At 62.0% G+C, this 22,667-nt stretch carries 23 protein-coding genes; 17 read left to right on the forward strand and 6 right to left on the reverse strand.

Annotation, left to right across the window (positions count from 1 at the left end; all coding sequences use genetic code 11):
- Positions 1 to 2: 2 nt before the first annotated feature.
- The 4 genes from ABY454_RS04925 to ubiA form a co-directional block, all read right to left on the reverse strand.
- The gene (locus ABY454_RS04925) at positions 3 to 1,856 is read right to left on the reverse strand and encodes an ABC transporter ATP-binding protein (protein ID WP_372929065.1); all 1,854 of its coding nucleotides are present in this window, start codon (positions 1,854 to 1,856) and stop codon (positions 3 to 5) included.
- 107 nt (positions 1,857 to 1,963) lie between these two features.
- Positions 1,964 to 2,218, reverse strand: a complete 255-nt coding sequence (locus ABY454_RS04930) for a DUF4170 domain-containing protein (protein ID WP_372929066.1) — start codon at positions 2,216 to 2,218, stop codon at positions 1,964 to 1,966.
- Positions 2,219 to 2,263: 45 nt separating this feature from the next.
- A complete protein-coding gene (locus tag ABY454_RS04935) occupies positions 2,264 to 3,052 on the reverse strand; it encodes an inositol monophosphatase (protein ID WP_372929067.1) in 789 nt (262 codons plus the stop codon).
- A 298-nt stretch (positions 3,053 to 3,350) separates the two neighbouring features.
- Positions 3,351 to 4,304 carry a 4-hydroxybenzoate octaprenyltransferase gene (ubiA, locus tag ABY454_RS04940; RefSeq protein WP_372929068.1) on the reverse strand — a complete coding sequence of 318 codons (954 nt, stop codon included), beginning with the start codon at positions 4,302 to 4,304 and terminating at the stop codon, positions 3,351 to 3,353.
- A gap of 42 nt (positions 4,305 to 4,346) precedes the next feature.
- Here ubiA and ABY454_RS04945 point away from each other — a divergent pair, with 42 nt between their 5' ends.
- From ABY454_RS04945 to ABY454_RS04970, 6 genes are all read left to right on the forward strand, one after another.
- Positions 4,347 to 5,078 (forward strand): 16S rRNA (uracil(1498)-N(3))-methyltransferase, encoded by a 732-nt coding sequence (locus tag ABY454_RS04945; protein WP_372929069.1) that lies wholly within the window; start codon positions 4,347 to 4,349, stop codon positions 5,076 to 5,078.
- A 146-nt stretch (positions 5,079 to 5,224) separates the two neighbouring features.
- The gene (cyoA, locus tag ABY454_RS04950; protein WP_372929070.1) at positions 5,225 to 6,124 is read left to right on the forward strand and encodes a ubiquinol oxidase subunit II; all 900 of its coding nucleotides are present in this window, start codon (positions 5,225 to 5,227) and stop codon (positions 6,122 to 6,124) included.
- 5 nt (positions 6,125 to 6,129) lie between these two features.
- Positions 6,130 to 8,166, forward strand: coding sequence for a cbb3-type cytochrome c oxidase subunit I (locus ABY454_RS04955; RefSeq protein WP_372929071.1), 2,037 nt, complete (start codon positions 6,130 to 6,132; stop codon positions 8,164 to 8,166).
- Between the two features lie 11 nt (positions 8,167 to 8,177).
- A complete protein-coding gene (cyoC, locus tag ABY454_RS04960) occupies positions 8,178 to 8,759 on the forward strand; it encodes a cytochrome o ubiquinol oxidase subunit III (RefSeq protein WP_372929072.1) in 582 nt (193 codons plus the stop codon).
- Positions 8,759 to 9,079 carry a cytochrome o ubiquinol oxidase subunit IV gene (gene cyoD / locus ABY454_RS04965; protein WP_372929073.1) on the forward strand — a complete coding sequence of 107 codons (321 nt, stop codon included), beginning with the start codon at positions 8,759 to 8,761 and terminating at the stop codon, positions 9,077 to 9,079. Before cyoC ends, cyoD begins: the two co-directional genes overlap by 1 nt.
- Positions 9,080 to 9,228: 149 nt before the next feature.
- Positions 9,229 to 10,611: a glutamate--cysteine ligase gene (locus ABY454_RS04970; protein ID WP_372929074.1), complete on the forward strand. Its 1,383-nt coding sequence runs from the start codon at positions 9,229 to 9,231 to the stop codon at positions 10,609 to 10,611.
- A 1-nt stretch (position 10,612) separates the two neighbouring features.
- On the opposite strand, the gene ABY454_RS04975 is transcribed toward ABY454_RS04970, so the two are convergent.
- Positions 10,613 to 11,464 (reverse strand): DUF3108 domain-containing protein, encoded by an 852-nt coding sequence (locus ABY454_RS04975; RefSeq protein ID WP_372929075.1) that lies wholly within the window; start codon positions 11,462 to 11,464, stop codon positions 10,613 to 10,615.
- 349 nt (positions 11,465 to 11,813) lie between these two features.
- The gene (locus ABY454_RS04980) at positions 11,814 to 12,383 is read right to left on the reverse strand and encodes an invasion associated locus B family protein (protein ID WP_372929076.1); all 570 of its coding nucleotides are present in this window, start codon (positions 12,381 to 12,383) and stop codon (positions 11,814 to 11,816) included.
- A gap of 483 nt (positions 12,384 to 12,866) precedes the next feature.
- Here ABY454_RS04980 and coxB point away from each other — a divergent pair, with 483 nt between their 5' ends.
- From coxB to ABY454_RS05035, 11 genes are all read left to right on the forward strand, one after another.
- A complete protein-coding gene (coxB, locus tag ABY454_RS04985; protein ID WP_372929077.1) occupies positions 12,867 to 13,691 on the forward strand; it encodes a cytochrome c oxidase subunit II in 825 nt (274 codons plus the stop codon).
- Between the two features lie 76 nt (positions 13,692 to 13,767).
- On the forward strand, positions 13,768 to 15,369 hold the full coding sequence (gene ctaD / locus ABY454_RS04990) for a cytochrome c oxidase subunit I (protein ID WP_372929078.1): 1,602 nt from the start codon (positions 13,768 to 13,770) through the stop codon (positions 15,367 to 15,369).
- A 37-nt stretch (positions 15,370 to 15,406) separates the two neighbouring features.
- Entirely contained in the window at positions 15,407 to 16,363 is a 957-nt protein-coding gene (locus ABY454_RS04995; RefSeq protein ID WP_372929079.1) for a heme o synthase, read from the forward strand.
- Entirely contained in the window at positions 16,363 to 16,506 is a 144-nt protein-coding gene (locus ABY454_RS05000) for a hypothetical protein (RefSeq protein WP_372929080.1), read from the forward strand. The genes ABY454_RS04995 and ABY454_RS05000 overlap by 1 nt, the downstream gene beginning before the upstream one ends.
- A gap of 12 nt (positions 16,507 to 16,518) precedes the next feature.
- Complete coding sequence (locus ABY454_RS05005) at positions 16,519 to 17,133, forward strand: cytochrome c oxidase assembly protein (protein WP_372929081.1); 615 nt, start codon at positions 16,519 to 16,521, stop codon at positions 17,131 to 17,133.
- Between the two features lie 59 nt (positions 17,134 to 17,192).
- Positions 17,193 to 18,080, forward strand: a complete 888-nt coding sequence (locus tag ABY454_RS05010) for a cytochrome c oxidase subunit 3 (RefSeq protein WP_372929082.1) — start codon at positions 17,193 to 17,195, stop codon at positions 18,078 to 18,080.
- 70 nt (positions 18,081 to 18,150) lie between these two features.
- A complete protein-coding gene (locus ABY454_RS05015) occupies positions 18,151 to 18,537 on the forward strand; it encodes a DUF983 domain-containing protein (protein WP_372929083.1) in 387 nt (128 codons plus the stop codon).
- A 7-nt stretch (positions 18,538 to 18,544) separates the two neighbouring features.
- Complete coding sequence (locus tag ABY454_RS05020; protein WP_372929084.1) at positions 18,545 to 19,273, forward strand: SURF1 family protein; 729 nt, start codon at positions 18,545 to 18,547, stop codon at positions 19,271 to 19,273.
- A 76-nt stretch (positions 19,274 to 19,349) separates the two neighbouring features.
- Positions 19,350 to 20,780: a threonine synthase gene (gene thrC / locus ABY454_RS05025; RefSeq protein ID WP_372929085.1), complete on the forward strand. Its 1,431-nt coding sequence runs from the start codon at positions 19,350 to 19,352 to the stop codon at positions 20,778 to 20,780.
- A complete protein-coding gene (locus ABY454_RS05030; RefSeq protein WP_372929086.1) occupies positions 20,777 to 22,057 on the forward strand; it encodes a M16 family metallopeptidase in 1,281 nt (426 codons plus the stop codon). The genes thrC and ABY454_RS05030 overlap by 4 nt, the downstream gene beginning before the upstream one ends.
- Positions 22,058 to 22,072: 15 nt before the next feature.
- Positions 22,073 to 22,660, forward strand: coding sequence for a GNAT family N-acetyltransferase (locus tag ABY454_RS05035; protein ID WP_372929087.1), 588 nt, complete (start codon positions 22,073 to 22,075; stop codon positions 22,658 to 22,660).
- Positions 22,661 to 22,667: the final 7 nt, after the last annotated feature.

The raw sequence follows: 22,667 nt of genomic DNA on the forward strand, positions 1-22,667 counted from the left end.
TGCTATTCGCCGGCCACGGCTACGGCTTCGTCGGTTGACGCTGCTGCGTATCCACCGGTGATGCCGAACTGGGTGCTGTGCAGGCGCGTGTAAAGGCCGCCCTTGGCGACCAACTCGTCATGGCGCCCGATCTCGACGATGCGCCCTTGATCGAGCACGCAGATCAGGTCGGCCTTCTTTACCGTCGACAATCTGTGCGCGATCATCAGCACCGAGCGTCCCTGCATCAGTACTTCAAGCGCCGCCTGCACCTTCGCTTCCGCTTCGGAGTCCAGCGAGCTGGTCGGCTCATCGAGAAGCAGGATCGGCGCGTCCTTGTAGATGGCCCGGGCAATGGCGATACGCTGGCGTTCGCCGCCGGACAGCAAGCCGCCCGCCTCGCCCACGCGCGTGTCGTAGCCCTTCGGCAGCCTCGAAATAAAGTCGTGCGCGGCCGCCGCTTTCGCCGCCGCGATGACCTCGTCCTCAACGAGCGGCTTTGTGCCATAGGCAATGTTGGCGCGGATCGTATCGTCGAACAGCACGGGGTCCTGAGTCACGAGCGCGATGGACTCGCGCAGGCTGTCGACCGTCACATGCTTGACATCCTGTCCGTCGATCAGAAGTTCGCCCTTGTTGGGGTCGAAGAAGCGCAGTGCGAGATTGACCAGCGTGCTCTTGCCCGAGCCCGACGGACCGACCAAGGCGACGGTCTTGCCGGGCGGCACGGTCAAGCTCACGCCCTTCAGCACGACGTTGTCTTCATCGTAGGCAAACGTCACGTCGCGGAACTCGATCTCGCCCTGCTTTAGCGTAAGCGGCTTGGCGTCGGGCAGTTCGATGAGCTTTACCTCGCGGTCGACAATGCCGAACACACGGCTGGCGGCCGCGACGCCTTCCTGCAATTGAGTCTGCAGCGTGGCGACGCTTTTCAGCGGGCTATAGATCAGGATCGCCGCAGTCATGAAGCCCATGAAATGGCCGAGCGTGAGATCGCCGCGAATGCCTTGCGTGCCGGCGACGTAAATAGCGATGGCGAAACCGCAGCCAACCAGCAGCTCCATGGCCGGGCTCGACGCAGCCCGCGCGCGGGTGCCTCGCATGGTGAACTCGAGCGTACGGTTGATGGACTTCGCCGCGCGGCCCTCTTCTTGTTCTTCTTGGCGGTAGGCGCGCACCACGCGCATGCCACGCAAGGTCTGGGTCACGAGTGCGGAGAGGTCGCCGGTTTCTTGCAGCGACTTCGTGGTGGACTTGCGCATTCTGCGGCGCTGGCGGGAGAGCATGTATCCGGCGAACGGCATGAAGATCAGGATCAGCACCGAGAAGCGCGGGTCCATGTAGATCATGCTGCCGACGAGGATCACCACTTTGAGCACGTTCTCGCCAAGCGTGACGATGGTCCGGCTCGCCGTAGCGCGGATCAAATTGGCGTCGTTGAGGAAGCCTGAGAGCAGCCGGCCCGAATGGACCGTCTGAATCCAGCCAAGATCGGCCTTGGCCAGCTTGTTGAACATTTGCAGCCTGAGGTCGGCGATGAAGCGGTGGCCGAGATAGGCCACGGTGACATTGGCCACATATTCGGCGATTGCCTTGATCGCGGTGATGATGACGATCGCCGCGGTGATCCAGTAGACCATGTCCGCCTTCTTGGCGACGAACACGTCGTCCGCGGTGCGTTGAATGAGGAAGGGGATGGCGCCCGTGGTCGCGGCCGTGAGCAGCATGGCCACCGTGGCCATGGACAAAAGAAAGACGTGGGGGCGTAAGTGCTCGCTCCAGATGCGCTTGACGATGTCGGTCGTCGTGTAGTGGGCCGAGAGCTCGTCGCCACCTCTCGTGACCGCGTCGACGTTTGTGAATACGTTGCCTTTCAAAGGCTTCCCCGATTCTTCAAGCGGGCCAGCAGCCGTGCCGCCGCTCGCTGGCCCCTTCTAGCACGGAGGTCCGTTCCCCTTTAAGGCGAAAAACCGGGCGCGAGCCCCTAGTCGGCGTCGTGCTCCGGGTCGAAGAGCCGATGCAGGTGGACGATGAAATAGCGCATATGGGCGTCGTCCACGGTGCGCTGGGCGGCGTCCTTCCAAGCATCGTAGGCCCGCGCGTAATTGGGATAAATCCCGACGATATCGAGCTTCTTGAGGTCGGCGAACTCGACTTTGTCGAGCTCCGTCAGTTCCCCCCCGAATACGAGATGGAGCAGTTGCTTACTGCCCGCCTTGTTCTTTGCCTGCGCGGCCATGCTTCCCCTCACTGTCTGATCGCCGGCACCTTGCCGAAAGGCGCTTTAAAGGTCTATGCGGCTTGTGCGCTCAATGAGAAGCGGATGCAGGGCCTTTCCGCTGGCGACGAGGCTCGGAAATTTGGGGTTTTCGCGGTTATAGGGGTGCGGCGTCCCGCGATGGTCGGTGGTGATGCCGCCGGCCTCCTCGATGAGCAAGGCCGCCCCGGCCAGGTCCCACTCGGCCTTGGGCGACAGCGAGATGGTCGCGTCGCCCTTGCCGGCTGCCACCAGCGCCATGCGGTAGGCGACCGAGTTCACCCATTCGGCCTCGACATTCGGCCAGGGCTCTTCCCAGATCTTCTTCCGGAACAGCCCGCCGCTGGCGATCATCTTGGCGCCTTCGAGGCTGGCCTTGTCGCTCACATGGATCGGCGCATCGTTGAGGAAGGCGCCGTGTCCGCGCATGGCATGGAAGAATTCGTCCTTCGCGGGGTTGTAGACCACGCCGAGCACAGGCTCCCCGTCCTCGATGAGCGCGGCGGAAACGGTCCACTCTGGGATGTGGCGCAAGAAGGCACTCGTGCCGTCGATCGGGTCGATCATCCACACCCGCGAATGTTTCAGCCGCTCGCGATCGTCGGGTGATTCCTCCGACAGCCAGCCGTAGGTCTTGCGGCGCGTCGTCAGGTCGAGCTTGAGCGCGGCGTCGACGGCCAGGTCGGCTTCGCTGACCTCCGAGCCGTCAGGCTTCTTGTGAACTTCGAGCTCTTTTGTGAAATAGCTGTTCGCCAGGGCGCCGGCCTTGCGCACGGCGCTCTTCAGAAGTTCGTAATCCTCCTCCAGCGGAGGCATGATTTCAGGTCTTTTTGTCTGTGTCGCTGCGGTCATCGGGCGGAAGGAACACTCTCTAAACCAAGTTGGAAGCTACCGGTTATTAACAACGTCCATTAAGCGTCCGGGAAAGCTTCCGTGGCACATTGGTGTCAATAAAGGCTACCTCAAGGCAGCCAATAAGGAAGCTAACAGCAAGGCGTCACATGGGCCTCGGATGCGAAAAGCACCGGGGCCCTCTTGCTGTCCGGGCCGCCGCGTTCTCGCGTCATCCCTTGCATGTCTCAGACCACTTCCCCAAGACCGTCACATCGGCCTTCTAGGCCCAAGATGCAAGCGCCATATCGAGGGTGATTGCCACAAATATGAGCAGGCCGAAGCCGCGATTTGAGCGGAAGCGGCGCAGGCAGTTCTCCGCATCGTCGATATCGAGTGTCGCGACCTGCCAGGCCAGTTGCGCGCCGGCGAGCCCCATCCCTGCGACAAATACAGGGCCGGCCCCGGCCGCAAGTCCCGACAGGACTATCGCGCTCCAGGCCAGGCCGTAGAAAGCGCTGAGCCAGGTCTGTGTCGACCGGCCGAAGCGGAGCGCCGTCGATTTCATGCCGATGAGCGCGTCGTCTTCGCGATCCTGGTGCGCGTAGATCGTGTCGTAGCCGATGGTCCAGGCGACGGCGCCGACATAAAGAATCACCGGCGCTACGGTGAGCCCGCCAAGCACCGCGGCCCACCCCACCAGCGCCCCCCAGTTGAACGCAAGCCCGAGCACCGCTTGCGGCCAATGGCTGATGCGCTTCACGAACGGGTAGAGCGCCACGATGGGAATAACGCCGAGCCCGAGCAGGATCGAGAAGTGATTGAGGCTGAGCAAGACGCCAAGTCCCACGAGACACAGCGCGACCATAAAGATGGCTGCCGCTGCCACCGAAACCTGCCCGCTGGGCAAGGGGCGTGAGCGCGTGCGCGCCACTTGCGCGTCGATCTTGCGGTCCACGATGTCGTTATAGGTGCACCCGGCGCTCCGCATGGCGATGGCGCCGATGGCAAACAGGAGAAGCAGCCAGGGATCCGGGTAGGGCGCGCCAGCGCTGCGCGCCGCAAGCGCCACAGACCAGAAGCACGGCAGTGCTAGAAGAAAGTAGCCCACGGGCCTATCGGCGCGGGCAAGCCGTAGATACGGAAGCGCCCACGCCGGCGCATGGCGGTCCACCCAGTTCTTGGGTTCCGCGTCGGCGACGCCGCTTGCTTTGCCTTGTGGTGTGGGACGTGGCATGTCTGCCTTCAGCCTACCTCATGCATGCGCCGATCGCCGATCATGCCCTCTAAGCTCCAACGGCTCTTCGTCAAGTCTCCATTGCGCGCCGGCGCCGGGATCGCCCTGGAGTCGCCTCAAGCGCATTATCTGGCGAACGTGCTGCGCTTGAAGGCCGGCGACCAAGTTCTCGTCTTCAACGGCCTGGATGGCGAATGGTGCGCGCGGCTCTCCAACGTTGCGAAGAAGAAAGTGGACTTGCAGGCCGAGCATCAGACACGCCCGCAAGAGGCAGGACCTGACCTGCACTATCTCTTCGCGCCCATCAAGCGCGCGCGGGTCGATTACATGGCCCAGAAGGCGACTGAGATGGGTGCCAGCCTGCTGCAGCCCGTCCTAACGCGCCGCACGGTCGCCGAGCGGGTGAAGGTCGAAAGGCTTCAAGCCAACGCGGTCGAGGCGGCGGAGCAATGCGGCATTCTCCGCGTGCCTGAGGTTCGCGCGCCCAAGAAGCTCGATAAGCTCCTGAAAGATTGGGACGAGGAGCGGCTCCTTATCTTTGCCGACGAGGTGGCGGCTTCGGCCTCGCCGCTCGATGTCCTATCCGCGCAGGAGCAGAAGCCGCTTGCCGTGTTGATCGGGCCGGAAGGCGGCTTCGAGCCGGAGGAGCGTGCCGCGCTTTTGCGCCAACCCTTCGTCATTCCGCTGTCTTTAGGCCCGCGCGTCATGCGGGCCGATACGGCGGCCGTGGCTTGCCTGGCGCTCGTCAATGCCGTCCTGGGCGACTGGCGTTGACATACGTCAAATCACCGGGGCGACCTTGAGGGCTTCTTCACAATGACGGCGCTTGCCGACCTTTAGGGTCGCCGAATCGTCCAGAAGGCACTACTTTGGTCCGCAATCGGATTTCCGAGCGGGAAATCGAAACGCAAGGCGTCGACGTGAGAAGAACTCTTGCCTATCGAAGCTTGGCGTTACCATTCGTGCTGGTGGCGCTGCTTTGCGGCGGCTGCAGCGTCATCGACGGTCCGGTACTCGATCCCAAAGGCCCCATCGCGCTCGCCGAGCGCAACCTTCTCTTCAAAGCCATCGCGATCATGATGATCGTGATCATTCCGGTCTTCTTGATGGCGGCGTTTTTCACGCGGCACTTTCGCGGCACCAATCGCAAAGCGCGCTACACGCCGAATTTCGATTTCTACTGGCCCGCCGAGATCGTCGTTTGGAGCATTCCAGCCGCGATCGTGATCTGGCTCGGCGTCCATCTTTGGGCGAATACCTACAAGCTCGACCCCTATACGGAAATCGATCCGAGCGTGAAGCCGCTACAAGTGCAGGCCATCGCGCAGGATTGGAAATGGCTGTTCGTCTATCCGGAGCACGATATCGCCGTCGTCAACGAATTGGCCATGCCGGTGGGCACGCCGGTCAGCATCACGATTACCTCCGACACGGTCATGAACTCGCTCGTGATCCCGGCGCTTGGCGGCCAAATCTACGCCATGGCGGGCATGCAGACGCGGCTCAATCTTCTCGCGGACGAGACGGGCACGTTCTGGGGGCGCAACGTTCAATATAGCGGCACCGGCTTTGCCAACCAGCAATTCCAAACCCACGCACAGTCGAAAGAGGACTTCGATGCGTGGTTGGAAAAAGCGAAGCAGTCGGGCAAGGCGCTCGATGCGGCAACCTATGAATCGCTTGCGAAACCCAGCGAAAAAGTGCCCGTGACCTATTACTCGGGTGTCGAGCCGAACCTGTTCGACAGCATCATCGCCAAATACGCTCATAACGACGCCATGCTCACGCCGAGCAAGAAGAAACCTGAACCAGCGGAATAAGACCCTTGGACCTTTTCGGCAGACTGACGATCGAGTCACTTCCCTTCTACAGCGCCATTGCGGCTTCGGGTGCCGCGGTGACCGTTCTTGGCGCTCTTGCGGTCGTCGGTGCCATTACCTATTTCGGCGCCTGGCGGATGGTGCTGACCGAGTGGGTCTCGAGTGTCGATCACAAGAAGATCGGCATTATGTACATCATGCTGGCGCTCGTCATGCTCGTGCGCGGCTTCGTCGATGCAGCCATGATGCGCAGCCAGCAGGCAATCGCCTACAACAGCGAAGGCTATCTGCCGCCGGGTCATTTCGATCAGATCTTTTCGTCCCATGGCACGATCATGATCTTCTTCATGGCCATGCCGTTCCTGGCCGGACTAGCAAATCTCATCGTGCCGCAGCAGATCGGTTCGCGGGATGTGGCGTTTCCCTTTATGAACTCGATCAGCCTGTGGCTGACCACGGCGGGGGCGGGGCTTATGCTCCTCTCGCTGGTCGTCGGCAAGTTCTCCACCGCGGGTTGGACGGCCTATCCTCCCTATTCCGGTGTTCAGTTCACGCCTGGTGTTGGCGTCGATTACTGGCTGTGGATGGTGTTCATCGCGGGCTTCGGCTCCACGATGACCGGAATCAATTTCTTGGTGACGATCATCAAATGCCGGGCGCCCGGCATGACCATGTTCCGCCTGCCGCTTTTTACGTGGACCATCTTTGTCACGTCACTTCTGATGATTTTCGCGTTTCCCGCACTCACGGTTGCTTGCGCCACGCTGATTCTCGATCGGAACTTCGACTTCCACTTCTTCACGAACGCCATGGGCGGGAACATGATGAACTACATCAACCTGTTTTGGTTGTGGGGTCATCCTGAGGTCTACATCCTCATCCTGCCGGCCTTCGGTGTGTTCTCCGAAGTCGTTGCCGTGTTCAGCCAGAAGCGTTTGTTCGGTTACGTCTCTCTCGTTTGTGCGACCGTAGCCATCGGGCTTCTGTCTTTCACTGTCTGGCTGCACCACTTCTTCACCATGGGATCGAGCGCCCGGGTCAATTCGTTCTTCGGAACCATGACCACGATCATCTCGGTGCCCACGGGCGTGAAGGTGTTCGACTGGCTGCTGACGATGTATCGCGGCCGCATCATCTTCAAACCGCCAATGCTCTTCACCATTGGCTTTCTGGTGACCTTCGTCATCGGCGGCCTGTCCGGCGTTCTCTTGGCCCTGCCGCCTGTCGACTACATGATGCACAACACGACCTTCCTGGTCGCGCACTTCCACAACATGATCATCCCGGGTGTGCTGTTCGGCTATCTCGCCGGCTACATGTTCTGGTTCCCCAAGGCGTTCGGCTTCAAGCTGAACGAGAGATGGGGCACATACGCTTTCTGGTGCTGGATCATCGGCTTCTATGTTGCCTTCATGCCGCTCTATGTCCTCGGCCTGCTTGGCATGCCGCGCCGCATGGAGCATTACGAGATCGCAGCCTGGCAGCCTCATCTTATCGTCGCTTGGGTCGGTGCCTTTATCATTCTGCTCGGCATGGCCTGCCTTGCAGTGCAGCTCATTGTCAGTATTCGTGAACGGAACGAAGCGCTCGATCTCACGGGCGACCCTTGGAACGGCCGCTCTCTCGAATGGGCAACCTCTTCGCCGGCAGCGCCCTACAATTTCGCCGTGCTACCTCAGGTGGAGGGCCGCGATGCCTGGTGGGACATGAAGGCTCGCGGCGTCGCCTATCAGCGTCCCGACAAATACGAAGACATCATCATGCCGAAGAACACCTATGTCGGCGCGGTCATCGGCGGCGCCGGCTTCGTCTTCGGCTTTGCCATGATCTGGTGGATGTGGTGGCTGGCGGCGCTCGCCCTGCTGGTCATCTTTGTGGCCGTGGTAATCCGCGCCTCCGATGATGACAGCGACTACGTCATGCCCGCCAGCGAGGTGAAGAAGATCGAAGACGCGCGCTTCGCCGAGCTTGCTAAGGCGCCGAGGAATGAGATGGCTGACGATCCCGGCTACGCCGGTGACCCCGTCCCGGAGGCGACATGACGCTTGAGGCCATGACTGTCTCCCCGCGTGATGCGGAGAAATACGAAGAGAAGGAGTTCGGCTTCTGGCTCTATCTCATGAGCGATGCCGTCATCTTCGCGCTTCTTTTCGCTACCTATCTCGTCATGGTGGGCAACACCGCCGGCGGGCCGACCGGCAAGGAACTGTTCAGCCTCGAGCGGGCGGCCGCGGAGACGCTGGTGCTCCTGTTGAGCAGCACGACGTTCGGCTTTGCGGCTGTTGCATTGTCGGCCGGCGACAGGTCCAAAGTGCTGATGTGGCTCGCCATCACCGTCCTGCTCGGCGCTTGCTTCATCTTTTTAGAAATCGGCGAGTTCTGCGGCATGATCCAAGAGGGCGCGGGACCGGAGCGTAGCGGCTTCCTGTCGGCCTTCTTCACGCTGGTCGGCACGCACGGGCTTCATGTCAGCGTCGGGCTTCTTTGGATCTGCGTGATGATCGGTCAGGTCTTCTTCAAGGGGCTCACGGCGCCGGTCGCCTCGCGGCTGATGCGGCTTGGCCTCTTCTGGCACTTCCTCGACATCATCTGGGTCGTGATCTTTTCCGTCGTCTATTTGCCGGGAGTGCTGTGATGGACGCCAGTTCGGGTATTCCAATTGAGCGCACGGCGCGGCCTTATCTTATCGGCATCGTGCTGGCGCTGATCCTGACGGCGATCCCCTTCTGGCTCGTCTATGACGGCGCCTTGCCGCGCGAGACCTTGCTGATGGTCATCGCAACCTTCGCAGTGGTCCAGATTTTCGTTCACCTGCGCTTCTTCCTGCATATCGACTTCAGCACCACGCCCCGCGAGAATCTGATCGCGCTGGCCTTCGCCGCCGTGCTCATCTGCATCATGGTGGGCGGCAGCCTGTGGATCATGTTTGATCTCTACCACCGGATGATGGTGTAAGGCCGCGCTATATTATGTTTGGGTGTTGCGCGGAACTGTCTCTTGCCGCGCTGCTTGGCCCATACAATATAAGGGTTTCTTCGACCCGGGAGGCGCGGGCCCGGTTACACTAAGCCTCGTATCCCATCGCCAAGCGGAGTTCTCCTGACATGTCGACACGTGTGAATGGGCCAGAGAGTCCGGTCATCGAGTCGCGCGACGAGCTTGTCTCCTATCTGGAGTCCGGATCGAAGCCGGAAGAAGACTGGCGCATCGGCACCGAGCACGAAAAGTTCGGCTTCAACATCGCCGACAACTCGCCGGTGCCTTACGGCGGCGCGCACGGCATCGAGGCGCTGCTGGAGATGCATCATAATTGCTATGGCTGGGACCCCGTGCGCGAGAACGGCAACATCATCGCGCTGTCGTGCACCGACTGCCCGATCGGCGGTTCGATCAGCCTGGAGCCGGGTGGGCAGTTGGAACTGTCCGGCGCGCCGCTCAAGACTGTGCACGAGACGGAGAAGGAGCTCCGGCAGCATCTGTCGCAAGTGGGCGCCGTAGCGCAGCAGCTTGGCATCGGCTTTATCGGACTTGGCTTCACGCCCAAGTGGACGCTTGCCGAACTGCCGCTGATGCCGAAGGAGCGCTACCGCATCATGATGCGGTACATGCCGACGCGCGGGTCCCACGGCCTCGACATGATGTTCCGCACGGCCACGGTGCAGGTGAACATGGATTTCGGCGATGAGGCCGACATGGTGCGGAAGCTGCGCGTGGGGCTGGCGCTACAGCCGGTGGCCACGGCGCTGTTCGCCAACTCGCCGTTCACTGAAGGCAAGCCCAACGGCTACCAATCCTATCGTGCACATATGTGGGGCGACACCGATCCCGACCGCACCGGCATGCTGCCGTTCGCCTTCGAGGACGGCATGGGGTTCGAGCGCTACGTGGACTACGCACTCGATGTGCCCATGTATTTCGTCTACCGCGACGGCTGCTACATCGACGTCGCCGGCGCATCGTTCCGCGACTTCCTCAACGGTAAGCTCGAGGCATTGCCGGGCGTAAAGCCGACCATGGACGATTGGAGCGATCACCTCACCACGCTGTTCCCAGAGGTGCGTCTCAAGAAGTTTCTGGAGATGCGCGGCGCCGACGCCGGACCATTCCAGCAGCTCATGGCGCTCCCGGCACTGTGGGCCGGGCTCCTCTACGATAAAGAAGCACTCGACGAGGCCTCCGCGTTGATTGCCGACTGGACGGCCGAAGAGCGTCAGACTATGCGCAACGAGGTGCCCAAACACGGGCTCAAGACGCCCTTCCGAGGCGGCACCTTGCGCGATGTTGCCCGCAAGGTGGTGAAGATCGCCAGGCGCGGGCTAAAGCGGCGCGGGCGCTTAGACGACAACGGCGAGGATGAGCGGGGTGCGCTGGCCGCGCTCGTCGACACGGGGGAGGAGGGCGTGACGCCCGCGGACCGCCTGCTCGCCGCCTATCACGGGCCTTGGGACGGCAATATCGACCGCCTGTTCGAGGACGAGGCGCTCTAGCCTACGGCACCGCCGCCCGCCGGAATTGGCCGCTCTGCTTGATCCCGGTGAGCTCGATCGAGCCCGTACCCCAGGCCGTGGGGATGAGGATCTTGTAGGGCACGTAGAGGCCGAACCGCGGCGCTGGCACCAGCCAGACCTCGATATCCTTATTCTCGGTCATGTACTGCACGCCGGCATGACCCCGCCGGTGACCGGAGACAGGCGCGTAGCGAACCCGGCAAACGGCTGCGCGGCCCGAAAACGCCTTCGGGGCTCTCCGGCCAAGCTTCTCGCGCCGCTTGGGGCTTAGCGAGATATTGAAGCGCTGCTTCCCCTCGAACACGCGGGCGGTCCCGTTGCAGACTTTCAAGTCGCCGGCGGGTGCATTGGAGCGCACGGACAGGAACGCCGCCGTCAACGGGTCGAGCACGCCCTGCAGCTGCTTGGGTGTGAGCGGGACGTATTGCGGCTTCTTCTTCTTTTGCGGCACGACGGTGACCGCGCTGACTGCACCGCCTTTGAAATCGATGCGCCGCCGCTCGGACTTCTTGCTGCCGACATATTTCATGGTGTACCGCGCCGGCTGCGGGTCGCCCGCGACGAGCTTACCGTTGCTGGCCGTCTGGCCGGTCGCCTTGAAGGCGATGCCCGCGAGCAATGAGAACTCGCCATGGGCGCGCACCTTGTAAGTGCTGCCGGTAAACGTCGCGATCACCTTGAAATCACCGAGATTGATACCGGCGAGACGGGTGTCGTAACTCAGTACCAGCTGGTTTGGCTTGGGGCCTGTCTCTTTGCCGGCGCTCAGGCCGGGCAGAAGCACGGCGAGTACCAGGCAGGAGAGCACGAGGCCAAAGTGCCTCAGTCGCATCGGTTATCCCTCTGATCAGCTCGGCCCCTTGGAACCAGTCTACTCCAGACTGGGCCGAAAATATGGGAGCGCGCCGCGTCTAGCGGGCTATGCACGCTCGACAGCGAATGCACGGGAACATATCGCGAATTTCCGAGCCACAAGGGCGCGTGGCACCGAGCCAAGGACCACACGGATAGAGGGTGGCGAACTTGAAAGCGTGGGCTCGGGGGCGATATAATGGGGCAAGTCACGTCTTCGTCTGAACCCTGCAAGGACGGAGACGTTAGTCCGTCCCCCAAGACGGATGGATCGGCGGCGGATTTCTCCTTTTCTGCCGCCGATTTTTTTGTGCTCAGGAAATTTGCCGCTATTTCAGGCCCGCAAAGGCGTCCGTGAAGCCTTGCAAGGAGACCGGGATACCGATGCCGGCCTCGGGCGTGTCGAAGATAATAAACATCGCCGTCTCGCCCTTCTTCAGCTTGCCGATGACTTCGTTCTGCAACTCGACCTCGGCGACGCAGCCCCGCTTGCCGCATTTCAGGAACGGCGCGTTGCCCACGTCCTGGCCGTCGATCTTGAGCCCGAGCCCCGTGGGCAAAAGAACGCCGAGCGGCACCACGACGCGAAGCAGCTTCTTGTTCTCGCCGATGGCCTTATAGAAAACCACCGTAAGCCCGACATTGGGCCGGTCCTCCGCCGTAACGCTCTGCACCAAGGCGCATTTTTCTTCCTTGGCGCCGGGGGGCGTCCGGCAGCTGACCTGCCAGGCGCCGTGCGTCTCACGAACCTCGCTTCCGGGTCCGGTGGCCCCAGGGGCCGCGTCCGCCGGTGCGTCCTGCGCCCCAGCCTGGCTCGCCAGCATGAGCGACAGCGCCAGGAACGTGCTGACATGGATCAGCTGGCGCGCGAATCTGTTTCGACTGGGTGTTTGAGCCATGGGCATCAGGAGGTCGGCAGGGCCGCCTTTTCAAGAACGAGTGGCAGGAATCCCCGTGTATTAGACCGCTCGGGGAGGTGGCGTGAAGCGGCTTAGCGCAGCATAGAAAACGGCAATCGCCGAGTATTTGGGCCAAATTTCGACGGGCCCCTTCCTAGGACTAACTTCCGCCTCCGCCAAGTCATTGCACCAACTGTCTGAAAGGCCGGTGTCAAGTGAGCATTTGTCGCGGGCGGCAACAGGAAATCATGAGTGTTGCCAATCAATATCCTTTATGATTTTTACAACAATAGAACCTCCAGCCGTTGCGCTTGGCTGTGGGAGGAACAAAAAATGCGTAGCGGGGGCGACGCCAATTCGCGCCAATATGTTCGCCGTCGCCGTGCTAATTCGCGGTCTGGGCAAGCTTGCCCGTGCCCAATACGAACACTTCGTCCCTCAAGTGGTGAGGGGCGGTGGGGAGCAGGCTTCAGGAGTGAAGGGATGGCGATCTTCCATCGAATGCTGACGGTTCTTACTGCGCTTACGGGGCTGCTCGTGAGCGGTCCGGCCTTCGCCGGTATGGGGCAACCGTCCCCATGGCAACTGGGCTTTCAGGAGGCGGCGACGCCGATCATGGAGCAGATCAACGGCTTCCATGACTACGTGAACGTCATCATCGTCGCGATCGCGCTCTTCGTTCTGGCGCTGCTGATCTACGTGATGGTTCGCTTCAACGAGCGCCGCAATCCGAAGGCCTCTCGCACGTCGCATAATACGCCGCTCGAGGTTGCCTGGACGGTGCTCCCGATCCTCATTCTTGTGGCCATCGCCATTCCGTCGTTCCGGCTTCTGTTCGCCCAGTACGACTTTCCCAAGGCTGATGTGAGCATTACCGCGACGGCCAGCCAGTGGTACTGGACCTACGAATATCCGGACGAGGGCATTCGCTTCGATTCGATCATGGTGCCGGACGATAAGTTGAAACCCGGCCAGCCGAGGTTGCTCGCCGTGGACCACGAAGTGGTCGTGCCCGTCGGCGCCAATGTGGTGGTCGGCCTCAAGTCCAACGACGTCATCCACAACTGGGCGGTTCCGTCATTCGGCGTGAAGCTTGATGCCGTGCCTGGGCGCCTGCAGCAGACCTGGTTCCGCGCGGAGAAAGAGGGCTGGTTCTACGGCCAGTGCTCGGAGCTGTGCGGCCGCAATCACGCCTTCATGCCGATCGCCGTCCGCGTCGTTTCGCAGGACGAGTACGATGCGTGGGTCTCAAAGAACAAGTCGGCGGCCGTCGACACCGACGGCAAGGTGGCATCCGCGCAGGAATAGGCTCGAAGCCGCGAATCAACAGTTGGCCTGAAACGGCCGAGAACGAACAAAGACATAGGACATAGGGAAGACAGGCATGGCACAGGCAGAAGCGGCTCATCACGATCACGACGATCATCCGCACGGTATCGGGCGCTGGCTGTTCTCCACCAACCACAAAGACATCGGCACGATGTACTTTGTGCTGTCCATCATCGGCGGTCTTGTCGGTGGCTTGCTATCGATGGGCATGCGGGCCGAGCTCATGGAGCCCGGCATGCAGTTCTTCGGCAATCCGGAGATGTTCAACGTCTTCGTGACGGCGCATGGCCTCATCATGGTGTTCTTCATGGTGATGCCTGCCACCATGGGCGGTTTCGGCAACTGGATGATGCCGCTCATGATCGGCGCGCCGGACATGGCTTTCCCGCGCATGAACAACATTTCGTTCTGGCTGCTGGTCATGGCCTTCGTTCTGCTCGTCTTGTCGCTGTTCATGCCCGGACCGCCGGGGTCGACCGGCGTCGCCGGCGGCTGGACAATTTACGCGCCGCTCTCCACGTCGGGCACGCCCGGCATCGCCATGGACTTCGCGATCCTCGCCCTTCACTTGGGCGGTGCGTCGTCGATCCTCGGTGCCATCAACTTCATCACCACGATCTTCAATATGCGCGCGCCAGGCATGACCTTGCACAAGATGCCGCTCTTCGTTTGGTCGGTGCTGGTGACAGCCTTCCTACTGCTGTTGTCGCTGCCGGTTCTGGCCGGCGCCATCACCATGCTGCTGACCGACCGAAACTTCGGCACCGCGTTCTTCGATTCTGCGCATGGTGGCGATCCACTGCTATGGCAGCACCTGTTCTGGTTCTTTGGCCATCCGGAAGTTTACATTCTCATCATCCCGGGCTTCGGCATCGTCAGCCAGATCGTGGCAACATTCTCCAAGAAGCCCGTATTTGGCTATCTCGGCATGGCCTACGCCATGGTGGCGATTGGCTTGATCGGCTTCGTCGTGTGGGCTCACCACATGTACGCGGCCGGTATAGATGTGAACACGCAAGCCTATTTTGTCTTCGCAACGATGGTGATCGCTGTGCCCACGGGAGTTAAGATCTTCTCGTGGATCGCCACGATGTGGGGCGGCTCCCTGTCGTTCAAGACGCCGATGCTCTGGGCGCTTGGCTTCATCTTCCTGTTTACGATCGGTGGCGTTACGGGTGTGGTGCTGTCGAACGCTGGCGTCGACCGCTCCTTCCACGACACCTATTATGTCGTCGCGCACTTCCACTACGTGTTGTCACTTGGCGCGGTCTTCTCGCTGTTCGCGGGCTGGTACTACTGGTCACCGAAGATGACCGGCTACATGTACTCTGAGGCCATCGGCAAGCTTCATTTCTGGCTGATGTTCGTCGGCGCGAACGTTGCGTTTTTCCCGCAGCACTTCCTCGGGGCCGCGGGCATGCCACGCCGCTACGCGGACTATCCGGATGCTTATTGGGGTTGGAACTTCATTTCGTCGATCGGCTCCTACATCGCGTTCGCTGGCTTCGTGGTGTTCCTCATCGGAATTTTCGTCCAGTTCTCGCGCAAGGAGAAGGCGGCCGCCAATCCTTGGGGGGCCGGTGCCACGACGCTGGAATGGACGTTGCCGTCTCCACCGCCGTTCCACACCTTCGAAACGCTGCCGCGTATCAAGTAAGATGTGGCGGTTGGGAGGCGCTTGAGCGAGTAGGCTGATGCCCGACGTTACGGTCCAAGCGATTCCAGGCAAGCTCGACGTTGCCCCCGGGGGCGACGTCGCTGACTTTGTTGAGCTGCTCAAGCCTCGGGTCATGTTCCTCGTGGTGTTCACAGCGCTGGTCGGCCTAGTCGCCGCGCCCGGAAGCATGCACCCGATATTAGCCATCGCCGCGCTCGCCTGCATCGCTGTCGGCGCGGGCGCCTCTGGCGCGCTGAACATGTGGTACGACGCCGACATCGATGCGCGCATGGCCCGCACTGCTGGGCGTCCTTTGCCGCAAGGCAGGATCACGCCGGGCGAAGCGCTGGCCTTCAGCAGCGTGCTCTCGATCGGCTCGGTGTTGTGCCTTGGCGTGATGGCGAACTGGGTCGCAGCAGCCTTGCTCGCAGGCACCATCGCCTTCTACGTGCTCGTCTACACGATGTGGCTGAAACGCTCGACGCCGCAGAACATCGTGATAGGGGGCGCTGCCGGCGCCGTGCCGCCAATGATCGGCTGGGCCGCGGCCACCGGTACGGTGAGCCTCGAGTCCTTCGTGATGTTCCTCATCATCTTCATTTGGACGCCGCCTCACTTCTGGGCGCTGGCTCTGGTCCGCAGCAAAGACTATGAGCGCGCTGGCGTGCCTATGCTGCCGGTGACGCACGGGCCTGACGAGACCCGCCGTCAGATCCTGATCTACAGCCTTATCCTCGCGCCGTTGGGCATGGCCCCGTCAGTCATGGGCTTTGGCGGCATGCTTTACACCGTCACCGCCTCGATCCTGGGCGCGTTCTTTGTCGTCTTCGCGTTCGATTGTTATCGCATACGCAAGGGCGAGGAAGCCGACCGGGCCGCCAAGCACTTGTTCGCCTACTCGGTGCTTTATCTTTTCGTGCTCTTTGCCGTGCTCCTGGTGGAGCAAGGCTTCGGATTCGAGAGCGGCGCAGCGTCGCTGAGCTGGACCTTGTGATGGAAGATGCGGAAGCCGAACGCAAACGCCGTCAACGCAAGCGATCTTTGGCCATTGCCTGGATCCTCGCAGGCCTCGCGATTCTGTTCTTCATCGTTACCATTGTGCGGCTCGGCGGCAATGTCGCCGTGCGGCAGATGTAATTGGCGGGACACATGACGGACGGCAACGAAAAAGACTTGAAGCCCGCACCGGCGCCAAAGCGCGACCGGAAGGGCTTGGTCGCGTTGTCGCTGGTGGGCCTTGTCGCCGGTATGGTGGGCTTGTCCTTCGCCGCAGTGCCGCTCTACCGCATGTTCTGCCAGGTCACCGGCTATGGCGGTGTCCCACAGATTGCCGAGGCGCTGCCCGGCGAGGTTCTCGACCGCACCATCACTGTTCGGTTCGACGCCAATGTGGATCGCGCGCTCCCCTGGGACTTCACACCCGAGCAGCGCGCTATCGACGTACGCATCGGCGAGAGCGGGCTAGCCTTCTTCAAGGCGCACAACAACACCGATAAGCCGGTAACCGGCACCGCGGGATTCAACGTGGTGCCCGAGATCGCCGGCCGCTACTTCAACAAGATCGAATGTTTCTGCTTCAAGGAGCAGACGCTCGTCGCAGGTCAAAGCATCGACATGCCGGTGACCTTCTTCGTCGATCCCAAGATCGTCGAGGATATGAGCACAAAGAATATTTCCGAGATCACGCTGTCCTATACGTTCTACCGGAGCGACGACCCGTCGGATGTCGCTGCTACGTCGCGCGACGGGGCCTCGGGATCGTAAGCTGAATGGCGCGGCAAAGGCGTCAATGAGATAGACTGGGGAGAAGAGGGGAACCAAACATGGCCCAGGCCCACGCGAAACCGCAACACGATTACCATCTCGTCAATCCAAGTCCGTGGCCGATCATCGGTTCGGTCGGCGCACTGACGCTGGCGATTGGCGTCTTGATGTACTTCATGTCGAAGAAGGCAGGCGATCCGCAGCTTTGGTATGTCCTGCCGGGCCTGGCGCTGGTTGTTCTCACCATGTTCGGCTGGTGGCGCGATGTCATCAAGGAAGCGCATGGCGGCGACGAGACGCCGGTCGTGCAGCTTCACCTGCGCTACGGCATGATCCTGTTCATCGCCTCTGAGGTGATGTTCTTCGTCGCCTGGTTCTGGGCCTATTTTGACGTGGCGCTGTTCCCCGCCAGTGATGTCACCTACGCTCGCACGGAAGTAACGGGCGGTCAGTGGCCGCCCATCCCGAGCGACGAGACGGGCGTCGCCGGTCTCGGCTATTTCGGGCACACTTTCAGCCCGTGGGGCTTGCCCTGGGTCAACACGCTGATCCTGCTGCTCTCCGGCACGACGGCGACCTGGGCACACCACGCGATGCTGCACAACGACCGTAAGAATTTGGTCTGGGCGCTCGCGATCACGGTCGTGCTCGGTGCGCTCTTCACCTGCTTGCAAGCCTACGAGTACATGCATGCCGGGTTCGGGTTCTCGAACCACATATACGGCTCGACCTTCTACATGGCGACCGGCTTCCACGGCTTCCATGTGATCGTCGGCACGATCTTCCTACTGGTGTGCCTGTTCCGGGCGTTGCAAGGCCACTTCACGCCGAAGCAGCATTTCGGCTTTGAGGCGGCCGCCTGGTACTGGCATTTCGTCGACGTCGTATGGTTGTTCCTGTTCACCTGCATCTATGTGTGGGGCGCGGGCGCAAACGCCGGACACTAGGGGCGAACAATCGTCTATTCTGGGGGGCGGTCGTAGGACCGTCCCCCTTTTTATTTCGGCCTGAGTAAAGATGACCAACGTTCACGATCCAAACGTCCCCCTCGGCGCGACCATCCGGTCCGGCCTGACGGGGCGCTGTCCGTCCTGCCACAAGGGCAAGATGTTCGCCGGCTATCTCACGCTCGCACCGCGCTGCGAGACCTGCGAGCTTGACTACGGCTTTGCCGATGCGGGCGATGGGCCTGCCGTCTTCGTCATTCTCATCACCGGCTTCATCGTGGTCGGCCTCGCGCTCATCGCCGAGATTCTCTACCAGCCATCTTATTGGTTGCACGCGCTCGTGTGGGGCAGCCTCGCCATCGTCTTGCCTTTGCTTCTGCTTCGGTGCTTCAAGGGCGTGCTTGTCGCGCTCCAGTTCCGACACAAGGCAGAAGAAGGCAAGCTGCTATCCGAGTAGGCGCGCGATGCAAACCGGCAGCCTCCTGAAGCTGACGATCGCTACGCTTATTGGCGTGTCCCTGCTTGTCGGCCTTGGGGTATGGCAACTCCAACGCTTGGAGTGGAAGGAAGGCATCATCGCCAGGATCGAAGCGCGAACCGAACGCGAGCCCATGTCGCTGGAGCGGGCCCTCGATATTGTCCGCAGGTACCCGAACCCGGACTATTTCCCCGTGCGCGTCGAGGGGCGCTTCCATCACGACCGGGAGCGCTATCTCTATGCGTTGTCTCTCGAAGGCGAACCTGGCTGGCACGTCATTACGCCCTTGGAGACCGTGGGCGGGGAGGTGGTGCTGGTCGATCGCGGCTTCGTGCCCGAGGCCATGCGCGACCCCGTCACGCGGACCCAAGGCCAAGTCGAAGAGGTGGGGGCGGTCACGGGCCTCATTCGCAGCCCCGAGACACCCGGCATCTTCATTCCCGAGAACGAGCCTGACAGGAATCAGTGGTTCAGCCGGGATCTCACCGCCATGGGCCGCTCCATGTTTCCGGGCGGCACCGTTGAGCCGATTCCCTTTTTTCTGGAGGCAAGAAAGAGCGACGTCCCGGGCGGCCTTCCCCTCGGCGGGCAGACCCGGCTCACCCTAACCAATAATCACCTGCAATATGCTCTGACCTGGTTCTGCCTGGCAGTGGTCCTGGTGGTGGTCTATGCCGCCTATATGTGGGGGGCTCTGCGTGGCCCGCGGCCTTAACTGAGCCAAGCTTGGTCATGTTGCTTGGGGCCTCTCCGGCCGCTAGGGTCAGGCCGAAAAGCCCCCTTTTTTCGACGTGAGGCAGACCTTGAAGTTCATCTCGACGCGTGGGCAGGCGCCGGCGCTCCCCTTTGAGGGTGCGCTCATGGCCGCTCTGGCTTCCGATGGCGGGCTGTTCATGCCCGAGGTCTGGCCGCAGCTCAGTGCGGACGAGATCGAAGGCCTTGCCGGGCTCGACTATGCCAAGGCCGCCTACCGGGTGATGAGCCCCTATCTGGCCAGCGATGCGTGCCTTCAGGACTTGGAAGAGGTGCTCTCGGACGCCTATGACGGCTTCCACCATCCGGCGGTCGTTCCGCTGACGCAGCTTGGCCCGGACAGCTTCGTCCTGGAGCTGTTCCATGGGCCCACGCTCTCCTTCAAGGATCTCGCCATGCAGGTCGTGGCCCGGTTCATGAACCGGGTCCTGAAGCGCCAGGGTGCCCGCGCCACCGTGATCGGCGCCACCTCGGGCGACACAGGCGCGGCGGCCATCGAAGCCTTCCGGGGGCTCGACGCCATCGACATCTTCATCCTGCACCCCAAGGGCCGCATCTCGGATGTCCAGCGCCGGCAGATGACCACGGCCCTTGAGCCCAACGTCCACAACATCGCCATTGAAGGCACGTTTGACGACTGCCAGGCGATCGTGAAGGCGATGTTCGGCGATCCGGAGCTTCGCGGCCGGCTTCATCTGACGGGCGTGAACTCCATCAACTTCGCCCGGATCCTCGCGCAGATCCCATACTACTTCACCTCGGCTGTGAGCCTCGGCGCGCCGCATCAGGCCGTGGCCTTCACCGTGCCCACCGGAAATTTCGGTGATATTTTCGCAGGTTACGCGGCCCGCGCCATGGGCTTACCGGTCCAGCGCCTCGTTATCGCCACGAACCTCAACGACAGTTTGCCGCGCGCGCTTGCGTCGGGGGCCTTCGAGCCGCAAGGCGTGGTCGCCACGTCTAGTCCGGCCATGGACATCCAGCTGGCAAGCAATTTCGAGCGGCTTCTATTCGAGCTCGCTGGTCGCGACGCCGCCCGCATCAGGGCGCTGATGGAAGAGTTGCGCACGACCGGTGCGTTCCGATTGAGCCAAGGCGAGCTTGGCCAGCTACGCGAGCTGTTTGGCGCGCACGCCGTTGACGAGCAAGAGACGCAGATGACCATTCGGGGGGTTTTCGAGGAAACGGGCATGCTGGTCGATCCGCATACGGCGGTCGGCATCACCGCATCGGCGCGTGAAGACGTGGCCCCCACACCCATGGTCGTCCTGTCCACGGCGCATCCGGCGAAGTTCCCGGACGCGGTGAAGCGCGCGACCGGCCGCGTCCCCGAGATGCCGGAACGCTTAAAGCTGCGTCTCGGTCGAGAAGAACGCTGCGCGTCGCTTCCCCCTGAGTTCGGCGCCGTCTCTGAGTTCATCGTCAGCCACGGCCGCGACATACCACAGCAGGCGGAGGTGGACGCGTGAGCGTCGAACGTTCAGAGCTCGCCAATGGCTTGACGGTCGTCAGCCACGCCATGCCCGAGGTGGAGACCGTGTCCCTTGGCATCTGGATCGGCGCCGGCAGCCGGTCGGAGGCTCATGCCGAGCACGGCGTTGCCCATTTTCTTGAGCACATGGCCTTCAAAGGCACCGCGCGGCGCAGCGCCCGCGACATCGTCGAGGAGATCGAAGCGGTCGGCGGCGATCTCAATGCTGCCACCAGCTTGGATTCCACCGCCTATTACGCCAGGGTGATGCGGGGCGACATGTCGCTCGCCCTCGACATCTTGAGCGACATCATCCTTGAGCCCCGGTTCGACATGGCCGAGCTCCGGCGCGAGCGCGACGTGATCCTCCAGGAGATCGCCGCCTCTTTGGACTCGCCGGAGGACATCGCCTACGACTTTATTTCGGAGGCGGCGTTTCCCAACCAAGCCGTCGGCCGCCCGATCCTCGGAACGGTGCAGAGTGTTGCCGGGTTCAGCCGCGATCATCTCGGGTCGTATTTATCCGCCCACTATCATGCGCCCAACATGGTGCTCGCCGCGGCGGGCGCCGTGGACCACGAAGCGCTGGTGACCGAGGCGGAGCGCCGGCTTGCGGGCCTCGACAGGAACGCCTCGCCAAAGCCTGAGACGGCCGTCTACCGCGGCGGTGTCAAACGGTCCGACAAACCGTTCGAGCAGACGCACCTCATGTTGGCCTTCGAGGCGCCGCCCTACCGCCATGACGATTACTTCACGGCGCAGATTCTTGCCGGCACGCTCGGGGGCGGGATGTCGTCGCGCCTGTTCCAAGAGGTGCGGGAGCGTCGCGGCCTTTGCTATTCCGTCTATGCCTTCTCCTCGGGCCTCGCCGATAGCGGCATGTTTGTCGTTCACGCGGCGGGCAGTCCCGAAAAGGCCGACGACCTGTTCGGCGTCATTCGGGGCGAGTTGGCGCGCGCGGCCGACGACGGCTTTGACGACGCGGAGATTGCCCGGGTCAAGGCGCAGATCAAGATGGGGCTCTTGGCCGGACTGGAAAGCTCCGGCGCCCGCGCCGAGCAGATTGCGCGGCAGATCCTCGTTCACGGCCGGGTGCTGACCACCGACGAGATCATCGAAGAGGTCGAGAGGGTGGAGACCGCCGATATTCAATCCATGGTTGCGCGTTTGCTGGGATCGCCCGTGAGCCTTGCCACCGTGGGCCCCATTCTTAATGTTGCAAAATTCGAATCGGTGGCCGAAAAGTTCAGGCTCCCGGCGAGCAGAGCTGCCTGAAGAGGGTGCTAAGCGATGGCATTGCTGCGAGCTGCATCCCCAAGCGATTTTGGCCCGGCCATCGAGGCTGGGCGCGTCATGCTGCGGACCCCGCAGATGTCCGATTATCCCGCTTGGGCCGAGCTCAGAGCGACCAGCCGCGACTTTCTAATGCCTTGGGAGCCTCTGTGGGCGCCGGACGAGCTGTCGCGAGCTTCCTTCCGCCGCCGCGTGCGGCACTACTTGCGCGACCTGCGCGAGGATGTCGGCTATGCGCTCTTCATCTATGACAAGGTGACCAACGCACTCGTCGGCGGCCTCACGCTTTGCAACGTCCGGCGCGGCGTGACCCAGTCCTGCACGCTCGGCTATTGGGTTGGCGCGGAGTACGCCCAACAGGGTTACATGACGGCGGCCGTACGCGCCCTCGTGCCTTTCGTATTCGAGACGCTCGAACTGCATAGGCTGGAAGCCGCGTGCTTGCCGACCAACACGGCTTCCATGCGGCTTCTCGACAAGACCGGTTTCCAGCGCGAGGGCCTGGCGCGCCGTTATCTGCGGATCAACGGCGTCTGGCAGGACCACATTCTCTATGCGCTGCTGGATTCCGATCCGCGTATTTAGCGGGATG

This window comes from Methyloceanibacter sp. (assembly GCF_041573655.1).
Classification (GTDB): Bacteria; Pseudomonadota; Alphaproteobacteria; order Rhizobiales; family Methyloligellaceae; genus Methyloceanibacter.